The following is a 14,590-nucleotide window of genomic DNA, read 5'->3' on the forward strand; positions in this document are numbered from 1 at the left end:
CGTGCCGCCGATATTCTCGCCACGGCTTCAGGGGCGGCTTGGAGCCGCCCTTCGCCGGGACAACTCTTCATGAGCGTGCGCCGACAAACGATGACAGGAGCCAGTTATGAAACACCAAACACTCGAACACCTCCAATCAATAGCCGACATCACACCGCTTGCCTCGGTCCCGTTGACGACCAGAGCACAGCGAATGGAGCGTTGGGCGGAACTGCTCGACCAGCATCCGTCCCGTTGCCTCGCCGCGCTCTCCGGGACCGAACATCTTCACTCGGCGGTGCGGGAAGTGGCGCGGACGGCTGGATCGCCGCTCACCGTTGCCTTCGAGGACCCGCTGCTGCGTGCATCCGGCTTGAAATCCGACACGTATGGAGAAGCCAAGCGCTTCTTCGAACTATCGGATTGGGAATTGCACGACATCGTCTGCAGCTGCCATGTAGGTACAATGATGCAGGCAAACTGGGTTGCAGGCCGGGTCCGCAGGGTTGTTGGCGGGAACAGGATTGTCGCTTGGCTGAGACGGCTGATGGTGAATTGACGTTTTCATGCGCGCGAGATTGAGGCTGCAACGGTATAGGTGACAGGCATTGGCTAATTGAGCAGGTCGGCAGCTTTACCGGCGGATATTTGCAGCAGGTAATTCAGCCATTGTTCCGTCGAGATATCAGCAGGACGATCCCCGACTTCGCGGATGGCGAGTTCCAGTGTCGTTTCCACCAGCCGGTCCGCGGCACTGGCATCGCGAAGCATCAGGCGCGCCGCCAATCGAAGTTTGGGCAGCAGCGACAGGACATCGGCAGGTTCGTCGATTTGATCCTGTCGGGCCTCAGCGGGGAAAAGCGCCGCGATGATCTTCCTGCGATCGGCTGACTTCAAAAGATTGGCGGCGTGCTCGAGGCGGGAAGGGATGACGTTGCGGTCATGGGCACTGTAGAAGACGAAGGGAACGCCACGTTCGACCAGGCGGTCGGCAATGGGAAAGACGGGGGTTCCGTTCAAGTCTATATCCAGTACGGCCGCGTCCGCCTGCTCGGCATAAGGCCGGGCCTGCACAACGCTTTGGGCCGGCCCCAGGATGGTAGCCCCGAGCCCTGAGAAATAAAGCGCGAGGTCCTCGGCGACGACGAATTCGTCCTCGACGATGAGAACCTTCGCGCCGGTAAGAAACTGCACTCGGCCCTCCCGTTTAGCTCCCAACAGGCTTCGCCGGGGCGTCCAGCAGACGTGTCACCGGGATCGATGCACTGTGCTGTAAGGACGGTTGCTTGCTGCACGAAGCCTGAAACGTTGATATTTCCTCAGTCGATTCAACGTCGCGCAACATACGAGGTTCCAATCCTATTGCGACGCTTCGGCTCAACCCGGTTTTCCCCGAACCCCGTGGCCCGCATGGGGAAAGCCGTGGCCGCACTTCAATCGTATGGATCATAGCACGACCAGGCGCACGCAACGCTGCCGCCCGACATGGCTAAGATGAGCCGGGGCTTACGAAAAACCGCCTTGCGTCCTAAAATTCTGGCAGGCGCGAAAAAAAACGCATAGGGTAGCCTGCTGTCGCTGCCGCCTTATCTACCTTAGGCTGCCCAGAGAAAGACGGCCTTCGTGTCACAAGAACCGAGACACCCTATTGTCGGCATTGGCGCGTCCGCTGGCGGCGTCCCCGCCATGGAAAGCTTCTTTCGAGGCCTGCCCGAGGCTTCCGGCATGGCTTTCATAATCATCACCCATCTCAGCCCCGAAAGGGAAAGCCTGCTCCACGAGGTGCTGAGACGATATACCAGCATGCCGGTGGCGGTCGCGAAAGACGGGGCGGGAGCGGAGCCGGATCATGTCTATGTCATGCCGCAGAACGCCGTCCTGTCGATCAAGGATGGCACGCTGAAGCTTCAGCAAACCAATTTGAGAAACCGGGAGCGCAAGCCCATCGACGTCTTCTTCAGCGCTTTGGCCGAGGACCAGGGCGAATACGCCGTCGGCATCATTCTGTCTGGTGGCGACGGTGATGGAACCCTGGGCGCTAAAATGATCAAGGAGCACGGCGGCTTCGTGCTGGCGCAGGCTGGCGACGGCTCCGGTCCCCGCAACCCCGACATGCCGCAAAGCGCCATTGTCAGCGGCGTCGTCGATATCGCTCTTCCGGCGGAAGAGATGGGTGAGAAGCTCGTCGAATTCGCACGCGGCTTCGGCGTGCTCGACCTTTTGAGCGAAGGCAACGGAAAGGGCCCGGCGGAGGACACCGATCGCGCCCGCGAGGAAATCTACGGCATACTGCGCGACCGCTCCGGCCATGATTTCTCCGGATACAAGACCAAGACCTTCATTCGTCGGGTCAAGCGGCGCATGCAGATCAACCAGATGAAGTCCATGAATGGCTACATCGACCTGCTGCGGAAAGATCCGCGCGAGGTCACGTCGCTGTTTCGCGACCTGCTCATCAACGTCACCAATTTCTTTCGCGACGCGGAAGCCTTCGAACTGCTTGAGCAGAAGGTCATTCCGAATTTGTTCGAGGGCAAAACCGCATCCGATACGGTCAGGGTCTGGGTCCCGGGTTGCGCCACCGGCGAGGAAGTCTATTCGCTCGGCATCCTGCTGCGCGAGCATATGGACAAACTCTCGACGGTGCCCAAAATACAATTGTTCGCGACCGACATCGATGAGCCGGCGCTCACCGTCGCGCGCGCGGCACGCTATCCGGCCAACCTGCTCGAGGGCGTCTCGGAACAAAGAAGAGAGCGCTTCTTCGTCAATGAAGGTGGCAGCTTCGCCCTGACCAGCGAAGTGCGTGAACTCTGCATCTTTTCGCCGCACAGCGTCATCAAGGATCCGCCGTTTTCGCGCATGGATCTGGTTTCATGCCGCAATCTTCTGATCTATTTCGGGCCCGACGTTCAGAATCGGGTTCTCCCTATTTTCCATTACGCCTTGAAACCTGGCGGCTATCTTTTTCTCGGTACGTCGGAGAGCGTAGGCCAACACTCCGACCTCTTCTCCACCGTGGACAAGAAACAGCGCATCTTCAGGGCCCGCAAGGACGTCGCGCCGAAATCGCGCCTTCCGTTGCTGGTAGGCGAGAACGTCAAAGGCGCTCACCTCTTCTCGGATGGAAGGACGGGGAAGGGCAGCGAGATCGGCAATGGCGCGTTCCGCCAGTCCGTTGAAGCGCAGGTTCTGGACCGCTATGCGCCGCCGCATGTGGTCGTCAATGCCGAGGGTGACGTGGTCTACTATTCCGCGCGGACCGGAAAATATCTCGAAGCCGCTCAAGGCATACCCAGCCGCCAATTGCTGAGCATGGCACGGCGGGGGCTCCGGCTCGATCTGCGGGCGGCCTTGCGCGAGGCCGCCGCCGGCCGTCAAATCGTCATGCGCGAACACATCGCCATGGATGGCGAGGACGAGCGGGTGCAACTGGTCAACATAATCGTCGAGCCGCTGTCTGAACAGAGCTCCGGCGAGACGTTTTACCTTGTCCTGTTCCAGCCGGTCGGTCCGTCTCGCGACAAGGCGGAAGCCCAGCACGGGAGCCAAAGCCCAGACGAAATCGCGCATATCGAGCGCGACCTGCGCGACACCCGCGAACGGCTGCAATCGACGATTGAAGAGTACGAAACGGCCTTGGAGGAGGTGAAGTCCTCCAACGAGGAACTGGTCTCGGTCAACGAAGAAGCCCAGTCGACCAACGAGGAGCTGGAGGCCTCGAAGGAGGAGATGCAGTCCCTCAACGAGGAGCTGAACACCATAAATGCCGAGCTCACGAATAAGATCGAAGAGCTCGACCGCGCAAACAGCGACCTCAGGAACCTGTTCGAAAGCACGGAGATCGCAACGGTGTTCCTCGACCGCGATCTGGTGATCCGTACCTTCACGCCCGCGGCGTCTGCCTATTTCAACCTGCGCGCCTCCGACGTCGGGCGTCCGCTAACCGATCTGTCCAGCCAGTTGGACTATCCGGAAATGCACAACCAGATCCGGCGCGTGTTCCAGACGGGCGAGCCGATCGTGCATCACCTTGCGCGCGATACGCAGGGCCGCTTTCATATGGTCAGGCATGTTCCTTATCGTGACAAAGGCGGCCGCATCCAGGGCGTCGTGGTGACCCTGGTAGACGTCACGACCCTGGCCGAGGCGGAGGAGCATCAGAAGGTGCTGATCTCCGAACTCAACCACCGCGTGAAGAATATGCTCGCGGTCATTACCAGCATCACAAACCGCACGGTCGAGAGTTCCACCACCAAGGAAGATTTCGCCACAGCCCTGCTCGGCCGACTCAACGCGATGGCACGCGCCTATGGCGTGCTCTCGCGCGAGAACTGGACGGAGGTTTCGCTCGGCGAACTGCTCGCTCAGGAAGCCGCGGCCTTCGATCCGGAACGCTTCTCGCTCCATGGCCCGGCGCTTAAATTGAGGCCCCAGCAGGCTTTATCGATCGGCATGGTAATGCACGAACTCGCCACCAATGCGGCGAAATACGGCGCGCTGAACAAGGAAGGCGGCGGGGTTGAGGTCGAGTGGTCGGTGCATGAGCAGACACTTCAGCTCATCTGGCGCGAGATCGGAGGTCCGCCCGTCACGGAGCCGAAGCACGGGGGCTTCGGCCTCTCGCTGGTTAGGGGCGAGATAGCGTATCGATTGCGCGGCACGGCTGAAACAATCTTCCATCCGCAGGGTTTGGAGGTGAGGATATCGTTTCCGCTCGACAAAAAGGCCTGAACGCGATGACGCAGTTGCGCATTCTTATTGTCGAGGACGAGTGGCTGATCGCCGAGGACCATGCGGCGATGCTTAGAGCCGCCGGACACCTGGTCGTGGGACCGGCCGCTTCGGTCAAGGCTGCGATCGATTGCATGGAAGGAGAAGAACTTGATGCCGCGCTTTTGGACGTTCAACTGAGCGGCGAGGTAAGCTATGGGCTGGCAGACACACTGCGTGAGAAAGTCATACCGTTCGCATTTGTGACCGGCTATTCCCCCTCCGAGATGCCGGCCCGATTTGCCGGGGTTCAGGTGCTGCAAAAACCTGTCGTGCCGGCAGTGCTGATCGCAGCGATCATGACACTCTTTGACAAGCAGTCCGCGGGGAAGGAGGAGGCTGGCTAAATGGATGGGAATTCCTGACGGTCAAACGTCCTTGCTCCCGTTCTTAGGTACGACCTTGCCGCTCCCGGATTGATGAGCGCATCATTTGATGCGTCCTTGTCTCCTGGCCTGGCCGCCAGCTGATCCGGTCCACGGCTGCCTGTTCAATCGGCGGCCTGTCCCCCCTACATCGAACGGGAATCCTCTTCCGACAGCGGGATTATTCTTCATCGGGTCACTCATCACTCAATTGGAGACTGGTCATGAATGAAGAGAAAGACCGCCGTGAAACAAGGGCCACGAAGTATCCCGCCAACACCGACGCGGATCCCTCCGATCAGTTCTCCCAGGATGCCGCTGGGAATAAAAAGCCCGCCAGCGGAATGGGACTTACCCGTCCGAGCGGGCAAGTGGAGGACGAGACTCACCAGTCGGACGGCCAGAACCCCCGGCGGCAGCCGACGCCCAGTCCGGCGACGGAGAAGACTTCCGGAGCAGGTCCTTCGATCGCCGAACATTCCAAGGACGCCAAGGCGGCGAAGGGTGGCCGGCAAGCTGGAGCCTATGTGAAGGACTGACGCGAAGTCGACCCGGTCCTCGGCTTCGGGCTCGCCTCGACGTCCATCAAGAGATTGGAACAGGATGTCCATCAAGATTGGAACAGGATTAAAAATTAGGAGGCCCGCCTAGTCCCGGCGGGCCTTGCTCGTGCGTATCAGTTCCATGCATAGCGGCGCCTGCACGGCGCTACTTGTTGCAATTCTGCATGTTCGACGTGGTATTGCCAGTGGCGGTGTTGTTGTCGATATCATTGCCTGCGGCGTCCTTGCAACGATCGGACATTCCGTTGGAATTCGTCCCATCGGAATTCGTCGTCGAATTGGTGGCATTGGTATCCGTGTTGGTGTTGCCGGCGCCGTTGCTCGTGCCAGTTCCGGTGCCCGTGCCGGTCGCGCTGCCCGCGGTGGTGCCGCCGGACCCGTTGCCCGTGCCGCCGGTGCCACTCCCGGTTCCGTTGGATTGCGCCATGGCCGAAGTCGCCAGGACGATGGCAAATACCGATGCTGAGAGAAGTTTGATCATTGGGGTATCTCCTGCGTTGATCGCTCGATTGCGACATAGTCCCAACCTTGATCTGTCGGGGATGTTCCAGACAAAATTGGGTGGATATCGGCTGGTTACTCTGCCGAAGACCTGGCCGCCAGGACCATCAAGATCTCCTGTCTTCGTCGTACAGGTGTTCCGTGGCCTGCTTGCTCGCCTGGCGCTCGGCGGGTCCCCGCCGCCGTCGCATGAGCAACGCAAAGACCAGCAGGATTGCCAGCAAAACGGGGCCACCAGCTACGACGACCAGCCAAAGGTTACTCTCCAACATCGGTGGCGTCTCCTTGCATTCCGGCCATGGCGGCGAGACGTGACACGCTCACCGGGCGCTATTTTTCGCCCCGCTGCCCTGGATGGCTTCCACCGCTGCCGGAGCCTTATTGGCGGATGTCGATCCGCGCTCGATGCGGCCTCATCCCTGAAGCGCGCCCTTTCCAACAGGCTGGGCGGCCGAATGTTCCAATTCCGACAATGATTTGAGGCGGATGACCAGGGCCATAAAGACTGAAGCTTGTCGGCACGCATCCAGCCTGTCGTCCTGCTTTGTCTCGACGGGACAAACGCCTTGTCGCGGAGTTGCGAGATGACCTTGTTCTGGCGATTGGAACTATTTGTTCGTCAATGGGTTAGGGTCGATGACCAACAAATGTCAGGCGGCGGCAATGGCACGAAAAACCCGTGAAGCCCCCAAATTGAGCCACGAGAACCCAAGGGCTGCGATCATCGCCCTGAAAATGGATACGGCGTTGGATACGCTCAAGGATGAGGATGTGCCACCGCGCATGCTGGAACAGGCCCGGCGTCTCGAGAAGGCCATCAACATCAGGAAAAAACACCAGCTGAACTGACCGCTCTCAGGGGCAGGCCGCCACGCGCACAAGCCAATATGCCTCGTGAAAGGGGCGGCCATGGTTCTGGTCGTCCTCTCAGCGTAAGCCTCTGAATGTATTAGAAGATTTTGGTAGCGGGAGAGGGACTTGAACCCCCGACCCCAGGATTATGATTCCCGTGCTCTAACCAACTGAGCTACCCCGCCAGGGCGGCGAAAGGCCCGAAATCCACCTTAAATCGAAAGGCAGTTCGAGGCGTTCGCCAAGGTCGCGCGGATATAAGGTTGGGAGGGCGAGCCTGTCAAGCTTCGAAGCATTCTATATCGGCGCATATTCTCATTGCCGAAAAAGCTTTGCCGCGTGGCCATTTGGTTGCAACCGCCGGGGTTGAGTTCGAAGGGGCACGTCGCTATGTCTCGGCCACGAGTTTTTAGAGTTTGAAACAGATGAAGCCGCGCATTGCAGTCCTCGGTTGCGGATACTGGGGCAGCAACCACATCCGCACCCTCAAGGCGCTCGGCGCGCTGCATGCGGTTTCCGACGCCAACCGGGCCCGCGCCGAAGGCTTTGCCAGCGAACAGGACTGCCTGGCGATCCCTCCCGACCAGCTGTTCGTCCGCGACGATATCGACGCCATCGTCATGGCCTTGCCGCCGCAGTTCCATGCCGCTCTTTCCGTGCGCGCCGTCGAGAGCGGCAAGGACGTGCTGGTGGAAAAGCCGATCGCGCTGACGGTGCCGGACGCCGAGCGCTCGGTGCAGGCGGCCAAGGACAATGGCCGCGTCTTCATGGTTGGCCATGTCCTGCGTTTCCATCCCGCCTTCGAGACGTTGAAGGGGCTGATCGACAATGGCGAACTCGGCGAGGTCCGCTACATCCATTCGCATCGGCTCGGCCTCGGCAAGTTCCATACCGAGAACGACGCGCTGTGGGACCTGGCGCCGCACGATCTGTCGATGATCCTGGCGATCACCGGCACGGAGCCGATCGAGGTGCGCGGCGAGGGCGCGGCGCTGCTCGACAACCTCAGTGATTTCGCGCATCTGCACATGCGCTTTCCCAACGGCCTGCGCAGCCATCTTTTCACGTCGCGGCTCAACCCCTATCGCGAGCGGCGGCTGACCGTGGTCGGCACCAAGGCGATGGCGGTGTTCGACGATGTCGAGCCGTGGGAGCGCAAGCTTGCCGTCTACCGCCACGCGGTCTGGCAGGACAGCGGCCAATGGGCGTTCACCACCAACGAGCCCTCCTATGTCGCGGTCGCGCAAGGCATGCCGCTGACGCGCGAACTGGAGCATTTCATCCAGTGCATCGAGACGCGGGCCGAACCGCGCACCAGCGGCGAGGAAGCGATCAGGGTGTTGCGCATCCTGACGGCGGGCACGGTCACCCACACCAAGTCCAAATCCTGAGGCCGTTTGGAAATTCTGCCCTGGCGGCCAGAGCGGATTTCGCACGGCCGCTGAGAGGACAGCGTCCTATTCGGCGGGAACCCGCGCTGGCTGCGCGGCAAGCCGGCTCAGCATGGCTTCGGCCTCGGCGCCGCGCTCAGAGCGCTCGATGAAGCCGCCGCCGAAGACACGGGCCTCGTTGCCATCGTCGGAATAGAGCACGCAAGCCTGTCCGGGCGCGATGCCGGACTCGCCATCGGCCAGTTCGACCGAGGTCACGCCAGCCTCATGGCGCAGCACCGCGGGACGTGGCGGCCTGGTCGAGCGGACCTTGGCGAACAGCTCGAGGCCGCCGGCGGGGACATCGGCCAGAGGTCCGTCGCCAAGCCAGTTCATGTTGCGCAGGTAGATCTTGTGCGTCTCCAGCGCCTCGCGCGGACCGACCACGACGCGAGCCCGTTCGGCGTCGAGATGGACGACATAGAGCGGCTCGCCTGACGCGATGCCGATGCCGCGGCGCTGGCCGATCGTGTAGCGCAGGATGCCTTCATGACGGCCAAGCACGCGGCCGTCGATGTGGACGATGTCGCCCGGATTGGCGGCCGCCGGCTTCAGCTTGGCGATAATGTCGGAATATTTGCCCTGCGGCACGAAGCAGATGTCCTGGCTGTCCTGCTTGGCGGCCACCGTGAGCCCCATCTCCTCGGCAATGGCGCGGACCTGCGGCTTCGACAGGCCACCGAGCGGAAAGCGCAGATAGTCGATCTGCGCCTGCGTGGTGGCGAACAGGAAATAACTCTGGTCACGGTCGGCATCGACCGGCCGGAACAGCGCACGGTGCGCGCCATTGGTGCCGGAGCGGATATAATGGCCGGTGGCGAGCGCATCGGCGCCCAGCTCCTTGGCGGTGGCCAGGAGATCGGCGAACTTCACCGTCTGGTTGCAGGAGACGCAAGGAATCGGGGTCTCGCCGGCGACATAGCTTTCGGCAAAGGGATCGATGACCGCCTTGCGGAAGCGCTCCTCGTAATCGAGCACATAGTGGGGAATGCCCAGTGTCTCGGAGACGCGGCGGGCATCGTCGATGTCCTGCCCGGCGCAGCAGGAGCCGGCCCGGTGGGTCGCAGCACCATGATCGTAAAGCTGCAAGGTGACGCCGACGACATCATAGCCCCCGCGCTTCAACAGGCCGGCGACCACGGACGAATCCACGCCGCCCGACATGGCGACCACGATGCGGGTGTTTTCGGGATGTCCGGGAAGATCGAGACTGTTCATGATGCTTTCATTCTGCGCGGCGCCTCAATGCCAATGTCGAGAATATAGGTCAAGCTTTCCCACGGCGCCAGCTTGCGGGGCGATTCACTGGATGTGGCCAATGCCGAGATCGGACAGGTTTCCCCAGCCGATTCAAGGCTTGCAGCCGGATGTTTCAAATGCTTGCGAAAAGACTAACGCCGCGTTCACGATCCTTACCTAGTCATTAGGGACTGCTTAGGCAATTTTTAAAGCTGTGGCGGTAACGTGGCGGGGATTGGGTCTTTGATGTTTTTGTAGAGAGTACGATGACCGATCTGGTTAGACCTAGAGTTAAATATGTTATCGGGCCCGACGGCAGCCCACTTACGATCGCCGATCTGCCGCCGACGAACACGCGTCGCTGGGTTATCCGGCGCAAGGCGGAAGTGGTTGCGGCGGTGCGCGGCGGGCTTTTGAGCCTCGAAGAGGCATGCCAGCGCTACAAGCTGACCACCGAGGAATTCCTGTCCTGGCAGGCGTCGATCGACGAATACGGCCTCGCCGGGCTGCGCACCACGCGCATCCAGCAATACCGGCACTGACTGTAAAGAGTTTGGAAAAGGGCGCGGACTCCGCGCTCTTTTGTTTTCCGTCGCGATTCTTCATTCCTGGAAGCGCGCCTTCTGGCGGTCAGACCGCCAGCACCACCTTGCCAATCGGCTTGGTGGCCAGGAAGGCGTGGACGGCACCGGCGAGGCCTTCGCGGTCGGGCGCGACCGACATGCGCTCGACCCTAATGCCGTCAGCGCTGGCCTTGGCCTTCGTGGGCCGAACAGCACGCGCCGGACATCAAGGATGCCCGTGCAAGGGCGATTGCCGCAAATGAAGGGGAATGGGCCGCTTAGATCGGAGATATTCCGCGGCAATTCGGCCGGAGCCGGTTCGAGGTCGCCCTCAAGAACCGCGCGGAGCCGCGCACCCGGCCGGGCGGGCCCGACGGTGCGGATTCCGGCCGCTTCAGCCGATCATCGCGCTGCGGCCGCCGGTTTCGGCGTCGCGGATCTTGGTGTCGCGCGATTCCAGCATTTCAGCCTTGGAAAGCTCCGCTTCAGCTTCGCCGAGTAATGATTCGGCGGTGCTTCGCTGTTGGGCGAGGTCGCTCTGCGAGTTTCTGAGGTTGTCGCGGCGCAAGCGCGCCGCCTTGGCGAAGGTCGGATAGGCGAAATGATTGATGTCGGTGATGCCGGCTTTCTTTTCCTCGGCGGTGATCTGAAGCTCCAGTTCGACGGCCATGCGCTCGAACTCGGCGATCATCATGTCGAGTTGCAGCAGCTGCCGCCGCTTCTCATTCACCTGAAACTGCTTCAGCCGAACGAGGTTTTCACGTGACTTCATGATTCGGTACTCCCGGAAACGCACACCCGCAAATATCGTCCAAACCACTTGGAAAGGCCCAAGCGCTGCCCGTGTCCACCGGCTTTCCCCGCACTATGGGAAACAAAACCCTAAAGTTTTTTGCCGACGGTAACCATTCGTTTACGGGCATTGTTAATCATACGGGTCAGGACTTAAGGCCGGGTAAAAATTCCGGCCGCCGAAGCGAAGGCGCGTCGATGAGTCCCTGGAGTCGCTTAGTCCAGGTTGTTAATGTGTTGCATTAGGAATTTGGGTCCGTGATTCATTATTAGATTCAAGAGGGTGTAGAAAGAGGTTAAAAAATCTGATACCGTCATGGACGGGAAATTAGGATTTGTTAACCATTCGATGGCAGCCTCTGCACAAGGCAACCACTGCTCCGGGGCACAACGGGTCGTGAAATGGTCCGGCAGCAGAAAAGGGGAATGAAATGCGTGTTCTGCTGATAGAAGATGACAGTGCAACCGCACAAAGCATCGAGCTGATGCTGAAATCGGAAAGTTTCAATGTCTATACCACCGACCTCGGTGAAGAGGGCGTCGATCTAGGCAAGCTCTACGACTATGACATCATCCTTCTCGACCTCAATCTGCCCGACATGTCCGGCTACGAGGTCTTGAGAACGCTCCGCCTCTCCAAGGTGAAGACGCCCATCCTCATCCTTTCCGGCATGGCCGGCATCGAGGACAAGGTACGCGGCCTCGGTTTCGGCGCCGACGACTATATGACCAAGCCGTTCCACAAGGACGAACTGGTGGCGCGCATCCACGCCATCGTGCGGCGCTCCAAGGGGCACGCCCAGTCGGTCATCGCCACCGGCGACCTGGTGGTCAACCTCGACGCCAAGACCGTCGAAGTCGGCGGCCAGCGCGTGCACCTCACCGGCAAGGAATACCAGATGCTGGAGCTGCTTTCGCTGCGCAAGGGCACCACGCTCACCAAGGAAATGTTCCTCAACCACCTCTATGGCGGCATGGACGAGCCGGAACTGAAGATCATCGACGTTTTCATCTGCAAGCTGCGCAAGAAGCTCGATGCCGCCTCCGGTGGCCAGAACTACATCGAGACGGTCTGGGGTCGCGGCTATGTGCTGCGCGAGCCCGAAGACATCCGCGTCAGCGCCTAAGCGGCGAGCGCGGCCCGAATATCCAATTCGACAAAAACCCGGCTCCGGCCGGGTTTTTTGCGTCGTGAGCCGGCAATAAGGTCGGCAATGAGGGTGGGCTGCTGCCGAATCAGGCGGCGATCTTCAGCGTGCGGAAGCGCTCGAGCAGCTGCGGGCGATTGAAGGGCTTCAGCAGATAGCCCTGGGCACCGGCGCGCTTGGCACGCATGATCGACGCGATATCGAGCTCGACCAGCGAGATCAGGATCTGCGGCTTTATCGGGCTTTCCATGGCGCGCACGCGGCGGATGAGGTCAACCGCCTGCACATCCGGCAGGGCGCCGTCGACGATGATGATGTCGGGCATGTCGGCGGCGCACATCTCCAGCGCATCAAGTCCGCTGGCTGCCTCGATGACCATCATGTCGGAACCGCCCAGGATGCGTTTTGCAACCTTTCTGATGACGCTTGAATCGTCGACGAACATGCAGCGTTTCATTTCCGGGTCCTCTTTTGCCCTGGGGCAATCCGGTCGTGTCGGGCATCTGACGCGCATCCTAGACCGATCCGGTAAAGAAGCCGAAAAGCCTTTGGGTAAAATTTTTGCAAAGATGCCATCCGGCAGGCTTTTCTTTGCGGATGCTTCGATGCCGCCGCTTAGGAGAAGCTCAACGCTTCCGGTCGAGCTGTCACGGCAATATTTCGCGGCTGAAATACTTTGCGCTCCCGTCAAACCGGCCGGGTACTCAGGCTACCGAAAGCACGATTTCTTCCGCCGTCGCGTGGATCGATATCGTCATGCCGGCCTCACGGGCCAGAAGCAGCGTGTAATAGGGCTGTACCGAATGCGCATCGATCGGCTCTTCCGGCTTGTGCCCGGAATGCAGCTCGAGGAATTTTGGCGGCACGCGCAGCATCGGCCCGCTTGCCGAGAGGGAAAAGCGCGGCTCGGTTTCGAGATTCTCGAGGGTCACGACCAGCTTGCCGCCGCGCGGAATGGCGGCATTGGCGACCAGAATCAGGTTGAGCAGAAGCTTGACCTTGTTCTTGGGCAGCAGCGCGCGGGCCCCTTTCCAGGTCAGCTCCGGCTTTTCATTCTTGAGGAAAGCAATGGCAACGGCTTCGGCGTCGCCGGTGTCGATCAGCATTCCAGCAGAACCGGCCGCGCCAAAGGCGATGCGGGCGAACTGCAGGCGGGCCGAGGCATTCCTGGCGCTCTGGCGGATGAGCCGCATGGCGTCTTCGTCGGCGCCGCCTTCGTCGAGCAGTTCAAGCCCGTTGTTGATCGCGCCGACCGGCGAGATGATGTCGTGGCAGACGCGGCTGCACAGAAGCGCCGCCAGGTCAGGGGCGGAAAGGGTGAACAAATCGGCCATCGGTGAAAATCCCTGCAAAATTCCACAATTCGTGGCCGAGCGATCGATTGTCGCGCTGCCCACACGAATCACGCTCCAACCCGAGGCTTTCTGAATACACAGCACTCGTATGTACAGCAACAAATCCAAAATTGTCGTCGGACCAAATGGCGTGTTCGCGCAGGCTGCCAGCGCCGCGCCCCCAAGTCAGCCTTCGAACCGCCATCTTCCTGTGGGAGTTAATGGTTGAAAAAGAATTACGGCATAGTTTGCCCCTAACAGTCATCCTTAACGGCCGCCTAAAGAGCCGGACCGGGTGCGAGGCGTCGGCGAAAGTGCTCCATGACGGAGATTGGAAGCATGTTTTCCCGATTCTATGACCGGAGTTTCCTCCGCGTCCTTACAATGGCGGTCACGCTCATGGGCGTTCTCGTCTTCTCGACTTCAGCCCTGCGAGCCCAGGAATACACCGCTCAGGAGATTATCGATTCCGGCCACAAGTTCTTCGGCGCGACATCGGGCGGGCTCGCCACTGTCATCGAGAAAATCTTCGCTTCTTACGGACTGCCCAATGGCTATCTGCTTGGTGAGGAAGGGTCGGGCGCTCTGATCGGCGGCCTGACCTATGGCGAAGGCACGCTCTACACCAAGAATGCCGGCGATCACAAAGTGTTCTGGCAGGGCCCGTCGCTGGGCTGGGATTTCGGCGGTGAGGGATCCCGGGTGATGATGCTGGTCTACAATCTCGACGATGTCGGCAACCTCTACAACCGCTATGGCGGCGTGGCCGGGTCGGCCTATGTGGTGGCGGGTATCGGCTTCAACGTGCTGAAGAACAACAATGTGCTTCTGGTGCCGATCCGCACCGGTGTCGGCGCCAGACTCGGCGTTAATCTCGGCTACCTGAAGCTGACCGAGCGGGCGACCTGGAACCCCTTCTGATTCCAATCCGTCATGATCGCAAAGCCGGCTTTTCGATGGGATTTGTAGGCCCGTGACCCCCAATGCGCTGTGGCAAGACCTTGCCGCAGCGCCGGATTTCCGCCATGCCAGTATGATGCGGTCCAGTTCA

15 protein-coding genes and 1 tRNA gene are annotated in these 14,590 nt (G+C 60.5%); 9 read left to right on the plus strand and 7 right to left on the minus strand.

All coding sequences use genetic code 11. From position 1 onward, the window contains the following. Nucleotides 1-106 precede the first annotated feature (106 nt). Nucleotides 107-538 carry a hypothetical protein gene (locus FJ958_RS24440; RefSeq protein ID WP_140746294.1) on the plus strand — a complete coding sequence of 144 codons (432 nt, stop codon included), beginning with the start codon at nucleotides 107-109 and terminating at the stop codon, nucleotides 536-538. Between the two features lie 53 nt (nucleotides 539-591). Here FJ958_RS24440 and FJ958_RS24445 read toward each other — a convergent pair whose 3' ends face one another. Further along, nucleotides 592-1,173, minus strand: a complete 582-nt coding sequence (locus FJ958_RS24445; RefSeq protein WP_181176502.1) for a response regulator — start codon at nucleotides 1,171-1,173, stop codon at nucleotides 592-594. Between the two features lie 429 nt (nucleotides 1,174-1,602). Between FJ958_RS24445 and FJ958_RS24450 the strand changes: the two genes are divergently transcribed. The 3 genes from FJ958_RS24450 to FJ958_RS24460 all read left to right on the plus strand — a co-directional run bounded on the left by FJ958_RS24450 (nucleotide 1,603) and on the right by FJ958_RS24460 (nucleotide 5,656). Continuing rightward, nucleotides 1,603-4,713, plus strand: coding sequence for a CheR family methyltransferase (locus FJ958_RS24450; RefSeq protein WP_140746300.1), 3,111 nt, complete (start codon nucleotides 1,603-1,605; stop codon nucleotides 4,711-4,713). 5 nt (nucleotides 4,714-4,718) lie between these two features. After that, on the plus strand, nucleotides 4,719-5,099 hold the full coding sequence (locus FJ958_RS24455) for a response regulator (RefSeq protein WP_140746303.1): 381 nt from the start codon (nucleotides 4,719-4,721) through the stop codon (nucleotides 5,097-5,099). Nucleotides 5,100-5,341: 242 nt separating this feature from the next. After that, complete coding sequence (locus tag FJ958_RS24460; RefSeq protein WP_140746306.1) at nucleotides 5,342-5,656, plus strand: hypothetical protein; 315 nt, start codon at nucleotides 5,342-5,344, stop codon at nucleotides 5,654-5,656. A 169-nt stretch (nucleotides 5,657-5,825) separates the two neighbouring features. On the opposite strand, the gene FJ958_RS24465 is transcribed toward FJ958_RS24460, so the two are convergent. Continuing rightward, nucleotides 5,826-6,161, minus strand: coding sequence for a hypothetical protein (locus FJ958_RS24465; RefSeq protein WP_140746309.1), 336 nt, complete (start codon nucleotides 6,159-6,161; stop codon nucleotides 5,826-5,828). Between the two features lie 656 nt (nucleotides 6,162-6,817). On the opposite strand from FJ958_RS24465, the gene FJ958_RS24470 reads away from it, so the two are divergent. Further along, nucleotides 6,818-7,030, plus strand: coding sequence for a hypothetical protein (locus FJ958_RS24470; protein WP_140746312.1), 213 nt, complete (start codon nucleotides 6,818-6,820; stop codon nucleotides 7,028-7,030). 111 nt (nucleotides 7,031-7,141) lie between these two features. On the opposite strand, the gene FJ958_RS24475 is transcribed toward FJ958_RS24470, so the two are convergent. Beyond that, nucleotides 7,142-7,218: transfer RNA gene (locus FJ958_RS24475), tRNA-Met, on the minus strand. Nucleotides 7,219-7,458: 240 nt separating this feature from the next. On the opposite strand from FJ958_RS24475, the gene FJ958_RS24480 reads away from it, so the two are divergent. Further along, entirely contained in the window at nucleotides 7,459-8,424 is a 966-nt protein-coding gene (locus FJ958_RS24480; protein ID WP_140746315.1) for a Gfo/Idh/MocA family oxidoreductase, read from the plus strand. Between the two features lie 66 nt (nucleotides 8,425-8,490). Here FJ958_RS24480 and mnmA read toward each other — a convergent pair whose 3' ends face one another. Continuing rightward, the gene (mnmA, locus tag FJ958_RS24485; RefSeq protein WP_140746318.1) at nucleotides 8,491-9,681 is read right to left on the minus strand and encodes a tRNA 2-thiouridine(34) synthase MnmA; all 1,191 of its coding nucleotides are present in this window, start codon (nucleotides 9,679-9,681) and stop codon (nucleotides 8,491-8,493) included. A gap of 287 nt (nucleotides 9,682-9,968) precedes the next feature. Here mnmA and FJ958_RS24490 point away from each other — a divergent pair, with 287 nt between their 5' ends. After that, nucleotides 9,969-10,244 carry a DUF1153 domain-containing protein gene (locus FJ958_RS24490; protein WP_006203587.1) on the plus strand — a complete coding sequence of 92 codons (276 nt, stop codon included), beginning with the start codon at nucleotides 9,969-9,971 and terminating at the stop codon, nucleotides 10,242-10,244. 415 nt (nucleotides 10,245-10,659) lie between these two features. Here FJ958_RS24490 and FJ958_RS24505 read toward each other — a convergent pair whose 3' ends face one another. Further along, nucleotides 10,660-11,037 (minus strand): flagellar export protein FliJ, encoded by a 378-nt coding sequence (locus FJ958_RS24505; protein ID WP_140607091.1) that lies wholly within the window; start codon nucleotides 11,035-11,037, stop codon nucleotides 10,660-10,662. 451 nt (nucleotides 11,038-11,488) lie between these two features. Between FJ958_RS24505 and ctrA the strand changes: the two genes are divergently transcribed. Then, on the plus strand, nucleotides 11,489-12,184 hold the full coding sequence (gene ctrA / locus FJ958_RS24510; RefSeq protein WP_140746321.1) for a cell cycle two-component system response regulator CtrA: 696 nt from the start codon (nucleotides 11,489-11,491) through the stop codon (nucleotides 12,182-12,184). A gap of 109 nt (nucleotides 12,185-12,293) precedes the next feature. On the opposite strand, the gene FJ958_RS24515 is transcribed toward ctrA, so the two are convergent. Further along, nucleotides 12,294-12,662, minus strand: a complete 369-nt coding sequence (locus tag FJ958_RS24515) for a response regulator (RefSeq protein WP_140746324.1) — start codon at nucleotides 12,660-12,662, stop codon at nucleotides 12,294-12,296. A 247-nt stretch (nucleotides 12,663-12,909) separates the two neighbouring features. After that, on the minus strand, nucleotides 12,910-13,539 hold the full coding sequence (locus FJ958_RS24520) for a histidine phosphotransferase family protein (protein WP_140746327.1): 630 nt from the start codon (nucleotides 13,537-13,539) through the stop codon (nucleotides 12,910-12,912). Between the two features lie 384 nt (nucleotides 13,540-13,923). Here FJ958_RS24520 and FJ958_RS24525 point away from each other — a divergent pair, with 384 nt between their 5' ends. Beyond that, complete coding sequence (locus FJ958_RS24525) at nucleotides 13,924-14,460, plus strand: EipA family protein (RefSeq protein ID WP_226890392.1); 537 nt, start codon at nucleotides 13,924-13,926, stop codon at nucleotides 14,458-14,460. Nucleotides 14,461-14,590 lie beyond the last annotated feature (130 nt).

Source organism: Mesorhizobium sp. B2-3-5 (assembly GCF_006442395.1).
In the GTDB taxonomy this organism is placed as follows: Bacteria; Pseudomonadota; Alphaproteobacteria; order Rhizobiales; family Rhizobiaceae; genus Mesorhizobium.